15 protein-coding genes are annotated in these 16,499 nt (G+C 76.0%); 8 read left to right on the top strand and 7 right to left on the bottom strand.

Annotation, left to right across the window (positions count from 1 at the left end):
- Positions 1 to 201 precede the first annotated feature (201 nt).
- The 3 genes from ACH4PU_RS25685 to ACH4PU_RS25675 all read right to left on the bottom strand — a co-directional run bounded on the left by ACH4PU_RS25685 (position 202) and on the right by ACH4PU_RS25675 (position 3,909).
- Entirely contained in the window at positions 202 to 1,311 is a 1,110-nt protein-coding gene (locus tag ACH4PU_RS25685) for a prenyltransferase (RefSeq protein WP_398276513.1), read from the bottom strand.
- Positions 1,308 to 2,108, bottom strand: coding sequence for a methyltransferase domain-containing protein (locus ACH4PU_RS25680; protein WP_398276510.1), 801 nt, complete (start codon positions 2,106 to 2,108; stop codon positions 1,308 to 1,310). Before ACH4PU_RS25680 ends, ACH4PU_RS25685 begins: the two co-directional genes overlap by 4 nt.
- A gap of 424 nt (positions 2,109 to 2,532) precedes the next feature.
- On the bottom strand, positions 2,533 to 3,909 hold the full coding sequence (locus ACH4PU_RS25675; RefSeq protein WP_398276507.1) for a glycosyltransferase family 4 protein: 1,377 nt from the start codon (positions 3,907 to 3,909) through the stop codon (positions 2,533 to 2,535).
- Positions 3,910 to 4,273: 364 nt separating this feature from the next.
- Between ACH4PU_RS25675 and ACH4PU_RS25670 the strand changes: the two genes are divergently transcribed.
- From ACH4PU_RS25670 to ACH4PU_RS25645, 6 genes are all read left to right on the top strand, one after another.
- Positions 4,274 to 4,888: a TetR family transcriptional regulator gene (locus tag ACH4PU_RS25670; RefSeq protein ID WP_398276504.1), complete on the top strand. Its 615-nt coding sequence runs from the start codon at positions 4,274 to 4,276 to the stop codon at positions 4,886 to 4,888.
- Between the two features lie 417 nt (positions 4,889 to 5,305).
- Positions 5,306 to 6,622: a prenyltransferase/squalene oxidase repeat-containing protein gene (locus tag ACH4PU_RS25665; protein ID WP_398276501.1), complete on the top strand. Its 1,317-nt coding sequence runs from the start codon at positions 5,306 to 5,308 to the stop codon at positions 6,620 to 6,622.
- Complete coding sequence (locus ACH4PU_RS25660; protein ID WP_398276498.1) at positions 6,619 to 7,332, top strand: SCO2322 family protein; 714 nt, start codon at positions 6,619 to 6,621, stop codon at positions 7,330 to 7,332. Before ACH4PU_RS25665 ends, ACH4PU_RS25660 begins: the two co-directional genes overlap by 4 nt.
- Positions 7,302 to 8,741, top strand: coding sequence for an energy-coupling factor transporter transmembrane component T (locus tag ACH4PU_RS25655; RefSeq protein ID WP_398276496.1), 1,440 nt, complete (start codon positions 7,302 to 7,304; stop codon positions 8,739 to 8,741). Before ACH4PU_RS25660 ends, ACH4PU_RS25655 begins: the two co-directional genes overlap by 31 nt.
- The gene (locus ACH4PU_RS25650) at positions 8,738 to 10,627 is read left to right on the top strand and encodes an ABC transporter ATP-binding protein (RefSeq protein WP_398276494.1); all 1,890 of its coding nucleotides are present in this window, start codon (positions 8,738 to 8,740) and stop codon (positions 10,625 to 10,627) included. The genes ACH4PU_RS25655 and ACH4PU_RS25650 overlap by 4 nt, the downstream gene beginning before the upstream one ends.
- Positions 10,624 to 11,607: an ECF transporter S component gene (locus ACH4PU_RS25645; protein ID WP_398276491.1), complete on the top strand. Its 984-nt coding sequence runs from the start codon at positions 10,624 to 10,626 to the stop codon at positions 11,605 to 11,607. The genes ACH4PU_RS25650 and ACH4PU_RS25645 overlap by 4 nt, the downstream gene beginning before the upstream one ends.
- A gap of 158 nt (positions 11,608 to 11,765) precedes the next feature.
- Here ACH4PU_RS25645 and ACH4PU_RS25640 read toward each other — a convergent pair whose 3' ends face one another.
- Positions 11,766 to 12,278: a GNAT family N-acetyltransferase gene (locus tag ACH4PU_RS25640; protein WP_398276488.1), complete on the bottom strand. Its 513-nt coding sequence runs from the start codon at positions 12,276 to 12,278 to the stop codon at positions 11,766 to 11,768.
- A gap of 242 nt (positions 12,279 to 12,520) precedes the next feature.
- On the opposite strand from ACH4PU_RS25640, the gene ACH4PU_RS25635 reads away from it, so the two are divergent.
- Positions 12,521 to 12,955: a transglycosylase SLT domain-containing protein gene (locus tag ACH4PU_RS25635; protein WP_398276485.1), complete on the top strand. Its 435-nt coding sequence runs from the start codon at positions 12,521 to 12,523 to the stop codon at positions 12,953 to 12,955.
- Between the two features lie 94 nt (positions 12,956 to 13,049).
- On the opposite strand, the gene ACH4PU_RS25630 is transcribed toward ACH4PU_RS25635, so the two are convergent.
- Positions 13,050 to 14,048 (bottom strand): Lrp/AsnC family transcriptional regulator, encoded by a 999-nt coding sequence (locus tag ACH4PU_RS25630; RefSeq protein WP_398276482.1) that lies wholly within the window; start codon positions 14,046 to 14,048, stop codon positions 13,050 to 13,052.
- Positions 14,049 to 14,180: 132 nt separating this feature from the next.
- Here ACH4PU_RS25630 and ACH4PU_RS25625 point away from each other — a divergent pair, with 132 nt between their 5' ends.
- The gene (locus ACH4PU_RS25625; protein WP_398276479.1) at positions 14,181 to 15,659 is read left to right on the top strand and encodes an MFS transporter; all 1,479 of its coding nucleotides are present in this window, start codon (positions 14,181 to 14,183) and stop codon (positions 15,657 to 15,659) included.
- A 2-nt stretch (positions 15,660 to 15,661) separates the two neighbouring features.
- Here ACH4PU_RS25625 and ACH4PU_RS25620 read toward each other — a convergent pair whose 3' ends face one another.
- Together ACH4PU_RS25620 and ACH4PU_RS25615 are read right to left on the bottom strand one after the other, a co-directional pair.
- Complete coding sequence (locus tag ACH4PU_RS25620; RefSeq protein WP_398276476.1) at positions 15,662 to 16,087, bottom strand: ankyrin repeat domain-containing protein; 426 nt, start codon at positions 16,085 to 16,087, stop codon at positions 15,662 to 15,664.
- A 114-nt stretch (positions 16,088 to 16,201) separates the two neighbouring features.
- On the bottom strand, positions 16,202 to 16,486 hold the full coding sequence (locus ACH4PU_RS25615) for a hypothetical protein (RefSeq protein WP_398276473.1): 285 nt from the start codon (positions 16,484 to 16,486) through the stop codon (positions 16,202 to 16,204).
- Positions 16,487 to 16,499: the final 13 nt, after the last annotated feature.

Here is a 16,499-nt window from a genome sequence, read left to right as displayed (position 1 = left end):
GGCCCGCGCGGCGGCCCGGCGCATCCGGACCGCATCGTTCGGGCTACCGGGTGCGGACGTACACGTCGGAAACGGGCCAGATCCAGGCGGGGGCGGGGGCGGAGGAGGGCGTCGGCCGTCCCCGGCGCTCCCCGATCCCGGCCGTTCCCGGCCCTCCCCCGGCCGTCTCCGGCCCCCGCCGCCCGTACGGTCCGGGTCCGGTCAGCCGCAGCAGTCCGGTTCCAGGCCGCGAGGCAGCCGCTCCCCGCCGAACACCGCCGTCGTCGCCTCGTCGCCGCCCAGCGCGGCCACCGCCAGCAGCAGCGAGCCGGCCGTCCAGGTCGTGAGCTCCTCGGGCCACACGGCGTCGTCCTCGAAGACGTACCCGGTCCAGTACATGCCGTTGTCGGCGCGCAGGTGCTGGATCCAGCGGAGGATTTCGAGGGCCCGGTCCGACTCGCCCATCACCCAGAGGGCGAGGGCGAGTTCGCAGCTCTCGCCGCCGGTCACCCAGGGGTTGGGCAGGACGCAGCGCACGCCGAGGCCGGGGACGACGAAGCGGTCCCAGCCCTCGGCGATGCGCGCCGCGGCCTCCGGGCCGGTGACGGCGCCGCCGAGCACCGGGTAGTACCAGTCCATGGAGTAACGGCTTTTGTCCAGAAACCGCTCCGGGTGCCGGCGTATCGCGTGCGCCAGCAGTCCCGTGGCGAGCTCCCAGTCCGGCTGCGGCTCCTCGCGGTGCTCGGCGATGGCGAGGGCGCAGCGCAACGCCTGGTGGATGGAGGACGAGCCGGTGAGCAGGGCGTCGGTGACGTCGGCGCCGCCGGCCCCCTGCTCCCCCTCCTGGGCCGCCGCCTCCCGCTTCCAGCCGATCTGGCCGCCGGGCTGCTGGAGCGTGAGGACGAACTCGACGGCGGCGAAGACCGTCGGCCACATGCGGTCGAGAAAGGCGTCGTCGCCGGTGGAGAGGTAGTGGTGCCAGACACCGACGGCGACGTACGCGACGAAGTTGGTCTCGCGGGCGCGGTCGGTGGGCTCCCGGTGGTCGCCGTCGGCGTACGCGGCGTACCAGGATCCGTCGGGGTTCTGGTGCTCGGCGAGCCAGCGGTAGGCGGCCTCGGCGCGGCTGTGCTCGCCCGCGGCGTCCAGGGCCATGGCGGCCTCGACGTGGTCCCAGGGATCGAGGTGGTGGCCGCGGAACCAGGGTATGGCGCCGTCCTCGCGCTGACCGGCGGCGATGCCGGCGACGGTCGCGTCGAGCTGTTCGGCGGTCAGGACGCCGGGGAGGACGAGGCGTTCGAGACGGCCGGGGCGGCGGCTGTGGGTGGTCACGCGCGGTCCTCCGCGGAGGCGGCGGGGGTGGCTTCCACGACTGCCTCGGTGACGGCCCCGGCACCCGTCGCCGCGTCGGCCGGCAGGTGCGGCTTGGTGGCGTAGGCGACGAAGCTCTTGCCGATGACCGGGTTGAGGACCTGCTCGGCGAGGCGCGTGGCCGCCGGCTTCTTCATGATGTCCCAGACCAGCAGCTTGTGGTACGCGCGGACGGGCAGCGCCTTGTCGTTGTCGACGCCGAAGGCGCACTTGAGCCACCAGTAGGGGCTGTGCAGACCGTGCGCGTGGTGGGTGCCGTACGGCTTGAGCCCGGCCTCCTCCATCTTGCGCAGCAGTTCGTCGGCCTTGTAGATGCGGATGTGGCCGCCCTCGACCTCGTGGTAGGCGTCGCTGAGCGCCCAGCAGACCTTCTCGGGGCCGTAGCGGGGCACGGTCACGGCGATCCGGCCGCCCGGTTTCAGGACGCGGACCATCTCGGCGAGCACGCCCTTGTCGTCCGGGATGTGCTCCATGACCTCGGAGATGATGACGACGTCGAAGCTCTCGTCGGGGAAGGGCAGGGCCAGGGCGTCGCCCTCCATGGCGGTGGCGGTGGCGCCGGCCGGGGCCTCGCCGGCCTCCTTCATGGCGGCGAACCACTTGGCGACCTCGCGGATCTCGTCCGCGTTGCGGTCGAGGGCTACCACCCGGGCGCCGCGCCGGTAGCACTCGAAGGCGTGCCGGCCCGCACCGCAGCCCAGGTCGAGGACGCGGTCGCCGGCGGCGAGCGGGAAGCGGGAGAAATCGACGGTCAGCACGGAGGTCTGCTTTCGTCCGACGGGGCAGGTCAGTGACGGTCGGCGCCCGCCCGGGCGGGCTGCCGCGCGGAAGCGGTGCCGCCCCAGGGGGCGGCGGTCGGTCGGTTCCCGGGGGAACCGTTCGGTGTTCCAGGGGCGTTCGGCCCCTGGGGGGCGTTCGAACCCGGGCGGTTCGAACCCGGGCGGTTCGGATCCCAGGAGCCGATCGGACCCGGGCCGTCCGGGCCCTGGGAGCCGTTCGAACCCTAGGGGGTCGGGCGCTCTCAAGGGACTGGCGGTCCCAGGGGATCGGCATCCCCAAGAGCGGTCCGACCCCTGAGGGCCGATGCGCCCCCGAGGGCCCGGGGCCTTGCAGGGGATCCGGACCCTCGGGGGTCACCTCTCCCCTACGGGATCGTTTCTCCCCACAGGTGCGGCCGTCCCCCTACGGGCGGGCGCGGGAAGTCCGTACGGGCAGTGGACCGGCGCCGCTCCGCGCCCGGGCTCTCGCCGCCGCGGCCCGCTCGATCGAGGCCCGGTAGCGTTCGGCGGTCCCGATGGCCGCCTGCCGCCAGGTGAAGCGGGCGAGCACCCGCTCGCGTCCGGTGGCACCGAGGCGGCGGCGCAGTTCGCCGTCGCCGAGGAGCCGCTTCAGGGCGCCGGCGAGGGCGTCCGCGTCACCCGGCGGGACGGCGAGGCAGGTCTCGCCGTCGGGGCCCGCGACCTCGGGGATCGCCCCGCCGGTGGTGGCCACCAGCGGCGTCCCGGCGGCCATGGCCTCGGCGGCGGGCAGCGAGAAGCCCTCGTACAGCGACGGCACGCAGGCGACCTGGGCGCCGCGCACCAGGTTCACCAGCTCGGCGTCGCTGATGCCCTTGACGAACTCCACGGCGCCTTCCAGCCCATACGTCTCGATGGCCCGCGCCACCGGCCCGTCGTCCGCGCGCCGGCCGACGACGACGAGGTGCGCGTCCGGGTTCTCCGTCCGCACCTTCGCCAGCGCCTCGACCAGGTACACCAGGCCCTTGAGCGGGACGTCGGCGCTGGAGGTGGTGACGATCCGGCCCGGGACCACGGGGACCGACGGGTCGGGCGAGAAGAGGTCGGTGTCGGCGCCTATCGGCACCACGTGGACGCGCTCCGGGCGCACCCCGAGGTGGTCGACGATCTCCTGCCGGGACGAGCCGGAGACGGTGACGATCGACGGCAGGCAGCGGGCCACCCGCTCCTGCATGCGGGTGAAGCCGTACCAGCGGCGGACGGAGAGCCGGCGCTTCCAATCCTCCCCCGCGGCGTCCAGCTCCAGCCGCCGGTCGACGGTGACCGGGTGGTGGACGGTGGTGACCAGCGGGGCGCCGAGGTCGGCGAGGAGGCCGTAGCCGAGCGTCTGGTTGTCGTGGACGACGTCGAAGTCGCCGCGGCGGGCGGCCAGATGGCGCCGGGCGCGCAGCGAGAAGGTGAGCGGCTCGGGGAAGCCGCCGGTCCACATGGTGCCGACCTCCAGCGCGTCGACCCAGTCGCGGTACTCGGCGCGCTTCGGGGTGCGGAAGGGGTCGGGCTGCCGGTAGAGGTCCAGGCTGGGGAGCTCGGTGAGGGTGACGCCCTCGTCCAGGACGGGGTACGGCTGGGCGCCGATCACCTCGACGGAGTGGCCGAGCCGGGCCAGTTCGCGGGAGAGGTGGCGGACGTAGACGCCCTGGCCGCCGCAGAACGGGTTGCCCTTGTACGACAGCAGCGCGATGCGCAGCGGCGCGTCCTCCCCGGCCGGGGACACCGCGGGGAGCGGACGTGACCCGACTGCCTGGGCGGTCTCAGCGGTCACTCGCGGCCCCCATTCTTCCTGCGGTTCAGCGGGAGCGTAACCGCTCCCGATTCTCTAGAACAAGTTTCACTATGCCAACCGGCTGGGAAACCAGCGGAAAGCCCGACAAGTCCAGAACGTACCCGAGCCACCGGCGGGCGGCGATGCGGACCGCTCCCACCCGGGCCACAGCGCGCCCCCGACGCACTCTCGCGCGCCCCGGCAGGGCCGGGCCCGCTCCCACCACGCCGCACCCCGTCCGGCCGCGGACCTGGGGCGCGGGCCGTCCGGGCCGCTAATGTGGAACACGTTCCAGTGATTCGCGTCACTGAACCGCGCCCTGCCATCATGCTGGCGACCACCCCCTGCAGAGGAACGCACCGACGTGGGACAGAAGACCGCAGACCCGAGAGCCGCCGCCGCCCCGGCCGCCCCGCTGACCCAGCGTCAGGAGGCGCGGCGGCGCAGCATCCTCGCCGCCACCACCCGGCTGGCGAGCCGCGGCGGCTTCGACGCGGTGCAGATGCGCGAGGTGGCCGAGTCGTCGAACGTCGCCCTGGGCACGCTCTACCGCTACTTCCCCTCCAAGATCCATCTGCTGGTCGCCACCATGCAGGACCAGTTGGAGCAGCTCCACGAGACGCTGCGCAAACGTCCGTTCACCGAGACCGACCCGGCCGCCCGCGTCGCCGGCACCCTGATGCGCGCCTTCCGCGCCATGCAGCGCGAACCACACCTCGCCGACGCCATGGTCCGCGCCCTGACCTTCGCCGACCGCTCGGTCAGCGCCGAGGTGGACGCGGTCTCCCGGCTGACCACGGCGATCATCGTGGACGCGATGGGCCTGCCGGTGCCGCCCGGCCCGGAACAGCTGTCGGTGGTCCGGGTGATCGAGCACACCTGGCACTCGGCGCTGATCACCTGGCTGTCGGGGCGGGCGTCCATCGCCCAGGTGAAGATCGACATCGAGACGGTGTGCGGCTTGATCGGACGGCGCTGAGCGGCGCCGGAGGGCGCCTTGTGGCCGGACCGCGCGGCGGCGCCAAGCGATGTCGACGGACGGTGCCGCAGGGCTCGCGTCGCCGGTCGACGGCGCCGCGCAGTGCTGATCGACGACGCCGGGCAGTGTCGGCGGACGACGCCGCGCGACGCCGGCCGCAAGGTGGTCGCAAGGCGGTCGCCAAGTACGGCGCACGCCGAGCCGAACGCCGGCCGCCCTGCCGCCCGCCTGGGCCGCCCCGCACCGGTCCCGCCCCCGATCGGCCCGCAGCCCCGGCCCCCTCCCCCCGCCCGGTTAAAGTGGGCACAAATCGACAAGAGCGCCCACGCCGCCGCGACCCCCGAGAGGCACCCCACCCCCATGGCTCCCTCCCCCGCCGCCCGTACCCGCAGGGCCACCCGTACCCGTAGGGGCGCCATGACCGGTAGGGGCGCCCTGGCCCGTAGCGGCGCCCTGGCCCGCAGGGGGGCCGTGGCCCTGGCCGGTGCGGCCGTCCTGAGCGCCGCCGCGATCCCGGCCGCCCTCGCCGACGCGTCCCCGTCGGCCCCCTCCTCCTCAAGCACCGCCCCCGGCCTCTACGGCAGCGCCGACCCGAAGTTCGACGGCGTCTTCCGGCAGTCGCTGGCGTTCCTCGCCCAGCACTCCGCGGGCGTCACCCCGGCCAAGCCGGCGATCGACTGGCTCGCCGGGCAGCAGTGCGCGGACGGCGGGTTCCCGGGCTTCCGGGCCGACACCGGGAAGCCGTGCGACGCGGCCAAGGACGAGTTCCCCGACCAGACCGCCGCCGCCGTGCAGGCGCTCGCGGCGGTCGGCGGGCGCGGCGAGCAGGTCGAGAAGGGTCTGGCCTGGCTCAAGGGCCACCAGAACGGGGACGGCGGCTGGGGCATGAACCCCGGCGCCGAGAGCAACGCCAACTCCACGGCCGCCGCCGTCGGCGCGTTCGCCGCGGCCGGCCAGGACCCGGCGAAGGTCCGTTCCAAGGACGGCAAGAGCCCCTACGACGCGCTCCTCACCTTCCAGCTCGGCTGCGACGCGCCGGAGGGCGAGCGCGGCGCGTTCGCGTGGGCGCCGCAGAAGGGCAAGCTCAACGCCGACAACTTCGCGTCCGCCGCGGCCACCACGGCCGCCCTCGGCAAGGGCTACCTCGTCGAACCGGCGGGCGGCACGGACGGCAAGGAGAACAAGCCCGTCCAGCCGCTCGCCTGCTCCGGCGACGAGAAGGCCAAGCCCAAGGACGCGCCCGCCGCCGCCGCGGCCTCCGCCGCGTACCTGGCGAAGAAGCTCGACGCCGGCCGCGGCCACCTGGAGGCGTCCATGCCCGGCGCCCCCAAGGGCCCCGACTACGGCACCACCGCCGACGCGGTCACCGCGCTCGCCGCGGGCGGCCACCGCGAGGCGGCCGGCAAGGCGCTGGACTGGCTGAAGTCGGACGACAGCAAGACCCTGGCGTGGGCCGAGGGCGACAACCACAAGGGCGACCCCGGCCGGCTGGCCAAGCTGGTGCTCGCGGCCCGCGCGGCGGGCGCCGACCCGCGCGACTTCGGCGGCACCGACCTCGTACAGAAGCTGAACGCGACCGGCCCGGCACCGGAGTCCGTCTCCACGTCCGACGAGGAGAAGAAGGACGACGAGAAGGACTCGTCGTCCGGCACCTGGTGGTTCGTGGCCGTCGCCTTCGTCGCCGCCGTCGGCGTGGGCTTCCTCTTCAGCAACCGCCGGAAGAAGCAACGGTGACCGCTGCCCCCTCTCTCCGCACGACCGCGGCCCTGCTGCTCGCCGGCCTGCTGGCGGTCCTCGCCGGGGTGACGGCCGCCGGGCCCGCGCACGCGGCCGGGTACCGCTACTGGTCGTTCTGGCAGGCCGACGGAGAGAAGCAGGCCGACGGCAAGGACGGGAGCCACAGCTGGACGTACGCCACCCAGGGACCGTCCCAGGCCCGGCCCGGCGACGGCGACACCGTCGGCTTCCGCTTCGCCGTCAGCGCGGACTCCTCCGACGCGACGAAGCCGCGTATCGCACCGGACTTCGCCGCCGTCTGCGACCGGACTCCCGCCCGGGACGGCGGCAAGCGGATCGCCGTCGTCCTCGACTTCGGCACGCCCGCCGACGCCCCCGGCGGCGAGCGCCCGCCCGCGGCCCGGACCGCCTGCGCGCGGGTCGCTGACGACGCCACGGCCGCCGACGCGCTCGCGGCCGTCGCCAAGCCGCTGCGCTACAACTCGGCCGCCCTGCTGTGCGGCATCGAGGGCTACCCGCGGACGGGCTGCGGCGAGAAGGCGGACGCCACCGCGCCGAAGTCCGAAAGGCCGGAGTCCGAGAAGCCGAGGGCCGAAAAGGCGGATGACGGAGGCGGCCCCTCCGCCGGCCTGATCGGCGGCGTCGCGGCCGTCGTCGCGCTCGGCGCCGCCGGCGTGTGGCAGGCGCGCCGCCGGCGCGCGCGGTGACGCCGGCGCTGCACCCCGGCGCGTGGTGGATCTGGGCGCTGGGGCTGGCCGCCGCCGCGTCCCGGACGACCAACCCGCTGCTGCTGGCGCTGCTGGTGGCCGTCGCCGGGTACGTGGTGGCGGTCCGGCGCACGGACGCGCCCTGGGCGCGGAGTTACGGGGCGTTCCTCAAGCTCGGGCTGGTGGTGATCGGCGTCCGGCTGCTGTTCGCGTTCTTCCTCGGCTCCCCGATCCCCGGCACCCACACCGTCGTCGTCCTCCCCGAAGTCCCGCTCCCCGACTGGGCGCGGGGCGTGCGGCTCGGCGGCCGGGTGACGGCCGAGGGCCTGCTCTTCGCCCTGTACGACGCGCTGCGGCTGGCCGCCCTGCTGGTCTGCGTGGGCGCCGCCAACGCGCTCGCCAACCCGGCGCGGCTGCTGAAGTCCCTGCCGGGGGCGCTGTACGAGGCGGGGGTCGCGGTCGTCGTCGCCATGACGTTCGCGCCGAACCTCGTCGCGGACGTCCAACGGGTGCGCGCCGCGCGGCGGTTGCGCGGCCGGCCGGACCGGGGGATCGCCGGCCTGCTCCAGGTGGGGCTGCCGGTGCTGGAGGGCGCTCTGGAACGTTCGGTGGCCCTGGCGGCGGCCATGGACGCGCGGGGCTACGGCCGCACCGCGCAGGTCCCGCCCTCCGTCCGGCGCACCACGGCCGTCCTCACCCTGGGCGGCCTGCTGGGCGTGTGCGCCGGCACGTACGGGCTGCTGGCCGACGAAGGAGCCGGGTACGGGACGCCCCTGCTGCTCGCCGGCGTCGCCGCCGCCCTGGCCGGACTGCGGCTGGGCGGCCGCCGCTCGGTCCGCACCCGCTACCGCCCGGACCGCTGGGACGCGGCGGCGTGGCTGGTGGCGGGCTCGGGCGCGGCGGTGACGGCCCTGATGGTGTGGGCCGGCACCCGCGCCCTGGAATCCCTCCACCCCCCGGCCGTCCCCCTGACGTCCCCGGCCCTGCCCCTGTGGCCCGCGCTCTCGGTCCTCGTCGGCCTGCTGCCGGCCCTGCCCCTGCCCGGGCGGCGGGGCGGGAAGGGCCCGGAGCGCGCGCCCCACGACCGGGGCCGCCCCTCGCCCGCCCCGGGGCACACGGCGCCCGGCCCGGGCCGGCCCACGCCGGGCCCGGACGACACCCGCCACCCCGCCGCCCGGGGCACGGCCGTGCCGCCCGCCGGGCACGACGGCGCGTCCCCGCGCCGGGAAGACCGCCAGGTTCCTTACGCGTACGGCGACCGGCCCCGCACCGACGGGAATCCGCCCCCCGCCCCGGGCCGCCCGGCCGCCGGCGCGGAGCCGTCCCGGGTGCGCCCGGCCGCCGCCTCCGCCCCCGCCACACCCACGGCCGCACCCACCGCAGCACCCCGAAGGAGCCGCACCCGGTGATCCGCTTCGAGCAGGTGACGGTGACGTACCACGACGCCGCCGCGCCGACCCTCCGGGATCTCGATCTGACCGTCCCCGAAGGGGAGTTGTGCCTGCTGGTCGGGCCGTCCGGGGTCGGGAAGTCGACGCTGCTGGGTGCCGTGAGCGGGCTGGTGCCGCACTTCACCGGCGGGACGCTGCGCGGCCGGGTCACCGTCGACGGACGCGATACCCGGACCCACCGGCCGCGTGAACTCGCCGACGCCGTCGGCACGGTGGGGCAGGACCCGCTCGCGCACTTCGTCACCGACACCGTCGAGGAGGAACTGGCGTACGGCATGGAGTCGTTGGGACTGCCCGCCGACACCATGCGCCGCCGCGTCGAGGAGACCCTCGACCTGCTCGGCCTCGCCGACCTCCGGGCCCGCGCCCTGCGGACCCTCTCCGGCGGCCAGCAGCAGCGCGTCGCCATCGGTTCGGTGCTCACGACGCACCCGCGCGTCCTGGTGCTGGACGAGCCGACGTCCGCGCTCGACCCGGCCGCCGCCGAGGAGGTCCTCGCGGTGCTGCAACGGCTCGTCCACGACCTGGGCACCACCGTGCTGCTGGCCGAGCACCGGCTGGAGCGGGTGGTGCAGTACGCGGACCGGGTGGTGCTGCTGCCCGGGCCGGGCGAGCCGCCCGTCGTCGGCGCGCCGGGCGAGGTGATGGCCGTCTCGCCCGTGCACCCGCCCGTCGTCGCCCTCGGCCGGCTCGCCGGCTGGTCCCCGCCGCCGCTGACCGTGCGCGACGCCCGGCGCGCGGCGGCGCCGCTCCGCGCGCGCCTCGCGGACGTCCCGCCGCCCGCCGCGTCCGCCCCGCCGGCCCCGGCCGCGGCGGACGCGCCCCGGGGTCCCTCCCGTTACTTCCGCCGCTTCCGCCGCACCGTCCCGGCCGCGCCCCCCGCCGACACCCCGGCCGCCGAGGTGACCGGCCTGGCCGTCCGGCACGGCCGGGTGGACGCCCTGCGCGGGGTGGACCTCACCGTCCGGCCGGGCGAGACGATCGCCCTCATGGGCCGCAACGGCGCCGGCAAGTCCACGCTGCTGCGCACCCTCGTCGGCATGCACGAGCCGGCCCGCGGCACGGTCGCCGTCGGCGGCGCCACGCCGCACCGCACCGGCCCGCGCGAACTGCTGCGGCACGTCGGCCTCGTCCCGCAGGAACCCCGCGACCTGCTCTGCGCCGACACGGTCGGCGCCGAGTGCGCCGCCGCCGACCGCGACGCCTCCGCCACCCCCGGCACCTGCCGCGACCTCGTCTCCGGCCTGCTCCCCGGCGTCCCCGACGACGCCCACCCGCGCGACCTCTCCGAGGGCCAGCGGCTCGCCCTCGCCCTCGCCGTCGTCCTCGCCGCCCGGCCGCCGCTGCTGCTCCTCGACGAGCCGACGCGCGGCCTGGACTACGCGGCGAAGGCCCGCCTGGTCGAGATCCTGCGCGGCCTGGCCGCCGAGGGCCACGCGATCGTCCTGGCCACCCACGACGTGGAACTGGCCGCCGAGCTCGCCCACCGCGTCGTCGTCCTGGCGGAGGGCGAGATCGTCGCCGACGGTCCGACGGCCGACGTCGTCGTCGCCTCCCCGGCCTTCGCGCCGCAGGTGGCGAAGGTGCTGGCGCCCCTGCCGTGGCTGACCGTCGCGCAGGTGCGGGACGCGCTGGGGGCGACGGGAGCGACGGGGGCGGGAGCAGGGGCAGAGGCGGGCGCGTCGGGGACGGCCCGGTCGGGGACGGACCCGTCACCGGCCGACCGTACGGAACGGGACGCGTCACGGAGGGGCCCGTCAGGGCCGGGACCCGAGGGACCGGACGCGCCGGACCCGTCAGGGCCCGGCCCCACGGGACCGGGCCCGTCCGGGGTGCCCTCGTGACCGCGCCAGCCCGGCCTCGCGTGACGGCTCAGGCCCGCGCCGTCCGCCTCGGCCGCCGCTCCGCCGTGGCCCTGCTGCTCCTGACCGTCGCGGGCGTCATGGCGTTCGGCTGGCCGCTGCTGGCGGCCCCGGCGTCGGGGCTGGCGCACTCGCGCGACGCACCCTGGCTGTTCGCGGCGCTGCTGCCGCTGCTCCTCGCCGTCGTCGTGGCGACCATCGCCGACACCGGCCTGGACGCCAAGGCCGTCGCCATGCTCGGCGTCCTCGCGGCGGCGGGCGCGGCGCTGCGCCCGCTGGGGGCGGGGACGGCCGGGATCGAGCCGATGTTCTTCCTGATGGTGCTGGCGGGGCGGGTGCTGGGGCCGGGCTTCGGATTCGTCCTCGGGGCGCTGTCGATGTTCGCGTCGGCGCTGCTGACCGGCGGGGTCGGGCCGTGGATGCCGTTCCAGATGCTGGCCATGGGCTGGGTGTCCCTGGGTGCGGGCCTGCTGCCGGGCGCCGACCGGCTGCGGGGCCGCCACGAGCTGCTGATGCTGGCGGCGTACGGCGCGGTGGCGTCGGTCGGCTACGGCACGGTCATGAACCTCCAGGGCTGGCCGTACATCGCCGGTCTCGGCACGGGCGTCTCCTTCGTCCCGGGCGACCCGCTGGGCGACAATCTGGCCCGCTTCGCCGCGTACTGCCTGACCACGTCCCTGGGCTGGGACCTGCCGCGCGCGGCGGTCACCCTGGCCGCGACGCTCCTCCTCGGCCCGGCGGTGCTCAAGGCGCTGCGGCGGGCGACCCGCCGGGCCGCGTTCGAAGCACCGGTGGCGTTCGAGGCACCGGTGACTTCCGAGGTGCCGGTGGCATCCGAGGTGCCGGTGGCATCCGAGGTGCCGGTGGCATCCGAACGGGCGGTGACGACCGAGGGAGCGGCGGCGTCCGAAGAGCCGGCGCCGGAGAGCGGTCCCGCGCGGGGACCGGGCGGCGGCGCGTAGGGCGGACGACGGGCGGGCGGCGGCCGTGGCGGCGGGCGGGCGGCGCCGTCACGTGGCCACCCCGTCCCCCCGTGGCCACCCCGTCACACCGTGGCTACCTCGTCACGCCGTGGCCCCCCATCACCCCCGTCACACCGCGGCCACCCCCATCACCCCCGTCACGCCGTGGCCGCCTCCGCCACGGCCACCGCCTCCGCCGCGGACAGACCGAGCGGGAACACCAGCTCCGGGCGCTCCCACGCGACCCCCGGCGGCCTCGCGGGCAACGTGCCCATGGGCACGGCCCCCACCGACCGGTAGAAGCCCTCGGCCGGCGGGTGCGAGACGACCCGCACCCAGGTCAGCCCGGCGGCCCGGGCCCGTTCCTTCATATGGGTCACCAGGGCCCGGCCCACGCCGCGCCCCTGCGCCGAGTCGGCGACGAACATCAGGTCCAGCTCGTGCGGATCGAGGAGCAGCGCGTAGAAGCCCAGCAGCCCGCCGGGGCCGGCGGAGGGGTCCTCGGCCGCGGCGACGTGGACCTCGTGCGCGAGGACGTAGTCCGGGCCGACCGTGTACCGCTCGACCATCGGCGCGTACCGGCCGCCGTACGCGCGGGAGGACCGCACCAGCCGGGTGAGCGCACGCGCGTCGGATACCTCGGCCCGCCGTATGACGTAAGACGTGTTCACGCTACCCGAGTATTACAAACCCGTGAGGGCCCCCACGTGACCCGAGCCACAAACGACGCCCTTTCGTAGCGGACTCCGTCAACTCCACGCCCCCGGGCGGCGAGCGCTCCCGCCCGCCTCCGCCCCGGCCTAGTAATCAGCGCTCGTTGCACCGCCCCGGAACCGTCCCGCAGGTTGGTCGGGCCGCCAGGGACCGCACGGTCCGGCGGCGCTGTCCTGCCCCCGACGGAAGGTTCTCCTCCGTGACGTTCTCGACCATCAGCCGCCTCGCCTCCCGCAAGCTGACCGCCGGCGCCGGTGCCGCCGTGGCCCTGGCCGCCGCGGGTGCCGTCCTCGCCTCCGGTCCGGCCCAGGCCGCGACCGCCGCGCCGAAGGCCGCCACCCAGGGGGCCGCCGTGCAGGAGACCGCCCGGCAGATGATCAAGGATGAGGGCCAGTTCCAGTGCTTCAGCAAGATCGTCGAGCATGAGAGCGGCTGGAACCCCACCGCCACCAACGCCTCCAGCGGTGCCTACGGCCTCGTCCAGGCCCTCCCGGCCTCGAAGATGGCCTCGGCCGGCGCCGACTGGCAGACCAACCCCGCCACCCAGATCAAGTGGGGCCTGGACTACATGAAGGACCGCTACGGCAGCCCCTGCGGCGCCTGGTCCTACTGGCAGGCCCACCAGTCGTACTGACCGGCCCGCCCCGGCAGAACGGCACTGAACGGCGGCGGCCGCCCTTCCCCGACGGGAACGGGCGGCCGCCGCCGTTTCGCGTGCGGTCCCGCCCTCACCAGGGCCGCACGGCCCCGACGCCCTTGACCGTGCGCAGCACGGGCGTGCTCTCCAGTCCGGTGACCGCGTCCAGGGCGAGCCGCCGCGTGAGGTAGCGGTGCAGGGCCGGCGGGTCCGGGCACAGGACGTTGGCGACGAGGTTGGCGGGGCCGGTCGTGGAGCCGACGAAGGCCACCTCCTCGTGGCCGGCGAGGATCCGGGCCACCCCGTCCAGCCGGGCGGGCGGGACGGACAGCCACAGCAGCGCCCTGGCCGTGACGCCCAGCGCCGCGTCGTCCATGTCCACGTCGAGGAAGAGCGCGCCGCGGGCCCGGAGGTCCGCGACGCGCCGGGCCGCGGTGGCCGCCGACCATCCGGTCGCCGCCGCGAGCTCGGCGTACCCGGCCCGGCCGTCCGAGGCGAGGGCCGCCAGCAGTCTGCGGTCGCCGGTGGAGAGGGACACGGGCTCACCCTCGTCCTCGGGCGCGGGGACGGGGACGGCCGCCCGGAGGGCCGCCTCCTGCTCCCCGGTCAGCGTCCCGGCCCGGCCGCGCCAGGCCGTCGGGCCGCCGAAGTACGTGTGGAGCACGCAGTACGCGGAGACGGCGGTGACCCCGGCCGTGCGCGGGACGTCCCGCAGCAGCAGCCGGTGCGGGTCCGCCGCCCCGGACGCGTCCGACGGCGACGAGACCACCGCGATGATCTCCGTACCGCCGGAGGCGAGCCGCACGAACGAGGTGTCGGGCCGGGCGGCCAGCGCGCGGGCCACGCCCTGCGCCGCCCCCGGGGCCGCGGTCAGCCGGACCAGCCACTGCTGCCTGCGTGTGCGGTCGGGCACCGGGAGGCCCACCACACGCAGGCCGACGAGGGAGCGCAGCCGCTGGTACCGCCGGGCGACCGTCTGCGGGGAGCTCCCGACGACCGTGGCGATCCGGGCGAACGGTGCCCTGCCGTCGACATGCAGGGCGTGGATCACGGCACGGTCGAGCCAGTCGAGGGTGATCGGTTCCTTCACCTCAGCCCCTTGCATGGACGAAATCGACGGTTCCCGGCCGCTTCATGGAAGCACGGCGAACGGGCCCGCAGGCTCGGCCCCGACCGATCACCCCGTCTTCCAGCCGATCGCCGGATCGCCATGGAGTCCTTGATGACCGACCTGACCACCCCTTCGCCGCCGTCTTCCGTCCCTTCGGCCCCTTCGACCGCCGCCCCGGAACACCCCCGGCGCTGGGCCGCCCTCGCCGTCCTGCTCACCGCCGAGGCGATGAACCTCCTGGACGCGACCGTGGTCCACGTCGCCGCCCCCGTCATCCACGAGCGGCTGGGCGGCCCGGTCGGCACGGTGCAGTGGTTCAGCGCGGCCTACACCCTCCCCTTCGCGCTCCTGCTGATCACCGGCGGCCGGCTCGGGGACGCCGTGGGCCGCCGGCGCGTCCTCCGGCTCGGGGTGGCGGGCTTCGCGCTCGCGTCGGTGCTGTGCGCGCTGGCCCCCTCGGCGGGAACGCTGATCGCCGCGCGGGCGGTGCAGGGCGCGGCGGCCGCGGCGGTGATCCCGCAGACCGTCGGCCTGATCCGGGCGATGTTCCGCGGCCCCGAGGTGGGCCGGGCCATGGGCACGATCGGTCCGGTGATGGGCCTGGCCGCCGTCTGCGGTCCCGTCCTGGGCGGGCTGCTGACCCACGCCGACCTGCTGGGGACGTCGTGGCGAGCGGTGTTCCTGATCAACGTCCCGCCGTCCGTCGCCGTACTGCTGGCCACCCGGCTGCTGCCCGAGGACCGGGCGCCCCGTCCTCCCCGCCCGGACGTCGTGGGGACCGTCCTCGCCGCGCTGGGGACCGGGCTGATCGTCCATCCGCTCATCGAGGCGGACGCGGCCGGGCCGACCGTCCGCTCCTGGGCCTCCCTCGCGGCCGGTCTCGCCGTCCTGACCCTCTTCGTCGTCCAGCAGCGCCACCGCTCCCGTGCCGGCCGGAGCCCGCTGGTCGAACCCGGGCTGTTCCGCGACCGCTCGTTCCCGGCCGCGTTGCTGACCTCGGCACTGTTCTTCTCGGTGACGACCGGGCTCATGATGGTCGCGGTCCTGCACCTCCAGCTCGGCCCGGGCACCGGGACGCTCACCGCGGGCCTCACCGTGCTCCCGTGGTCCGCCGGTCTCGCGGCGTCCTCCTGGTTCGCCGGGGCGCGGCTGGTGCCGCGGTACGGGCCGCGGCTGATGTTCGCCGGTCTCGCGGTGGCGGCGGCGGGCACCCTGGCCGCGACGGCCGTCTACCACCTCACCGCCGCCGGTGCCTACCCCTGGCCGCTCCTGGGCGCCTTCGCCGTCATGGGCCTCGGCTTCGGCACCTTCACCGTCCCCTACTTCTCCGCCGCGCTCGCCGACGTCCGCCCCCAGGAGACCGGTTCGGCGGCCGGCCTCCTCAACTCCGTCCAGCAATTGGGCGGAACCCTCGGCGTCGCCCTGCTCGGCACGCTCTTCTTCCACACCCGCCACGACTCCCCGTCCGCGACCCCGGCGGCCGCCCGGCTGGCCTTCGCCACGGGAGCGGGACTGATCGCGGTCACGGCGGTGGCGGCGTTCGCGATGACGGCGGGACGGGGACGGGCGCCCGCCGGCCGCGGCCGGTGACCCTACGCCCGGGGCCGCGCCCCCGCCGCGATCAGGGCCCGAACGGTCTCCTCGTGCCCCCCGTGCAGCGCCCAGTCCAGCGGCGCGAGGCCCGTACCACGCTCCTCCCGCAGACCGGGGTCGGCGCCGTGCGCCAGAAGCAGCCGCACGGTCCCGACGTGCCCCCAGCACGCGGCGGCACACAGCGGCGTCCCCTCGGAGCCGGCCCCGGCGCTCTCCGCGTCGGGCCCGGCCCCGGCCTCCAGCAGGAGGCGGACGAGCTCCGCGTGACCGTTGACGGCGGCCGCGTACAGGGCCGTCATCCCGCCGGCGTCGGCCGTGCCGGGGTCGGCCCCGGCCCGGAGCAGCGCCCGGGCCCGCGCGCCCTCCTCGCACATCACGGCCGCCACGAGCCCGCGCGCGAGTTTCTTCCGCCGTCGTCTGTTCACGCCGGAAGGCTAGGAAGGACGCCGTCTCCCGGCCACCGGATTCCCGCCGGCGGGAGACGGCGACGCGGCCGGGTGCCGCGCCCGCGTCTCCCCGGCTCAGCCGCCGGACAGGGATCAGTCGCCGGAGAAGAAGAGGTATCCGTGCCTTCGGATGGCCACTTCGGCGGCCTCCTCCACAGCGCGGACCGTCTCCGTCCGCAGATCGGCGGGCAACTCACGGAGTTCTTCCAGGAGGAGCGCCAACTGGAAGGCATTGAGCATGGTGTCCCCGTGCCGGTCCACCGCATGGCGCACGGACCGGCGGGGGCCCGCCTCGCAGACCCGCATAAAGGATTCGTCCGGATCATCCAGGACCTCACCGACCCGCTCGTGGAGCTGGTTCTCGATGAATACGGCCATTCCCACGGTTCTC

The organism is Streptomyces sp. NPDC021100, from assembly GCF_044333095.1.
In the GTDB taxonomy this organism is placed as follows: Bacteria; Actinomycetota; Actinomycetes; order Streptomycetales; family Streptomycetaceae; genus Streptomyces.
Note: the sequence above shows the minus strand (reverse complement) of the source record. Positions and strands in the feature narration are given on the sequence as shown.

Bases quoted from the DNA above. Each gene is read 5' to 3' on its own strand.
- ACH4PU_RS25665 (WP_398276501.1), top strand. From the start codon at position 5,306: ATGACCGGTAGGGGCGCCCTGGCCCGTAGCGGCGCCCTGGCCCGCAGG.
- ACH4PU_RS25625 (WP_398276479.1), top strand. From the start codon at position 14,181: ATGACCGACCTGACCACCCCTTCGCCGCCGTCTTCCGTCCCTTCGGCC.
- ACH4PU_RS25615 (WP_398276473.1), bottom strand. From the start codon at position 16,486: ATGGCCGTATTCATCGAGAACCAGCTCCACGAGCGGGTCGGTGAGGTC.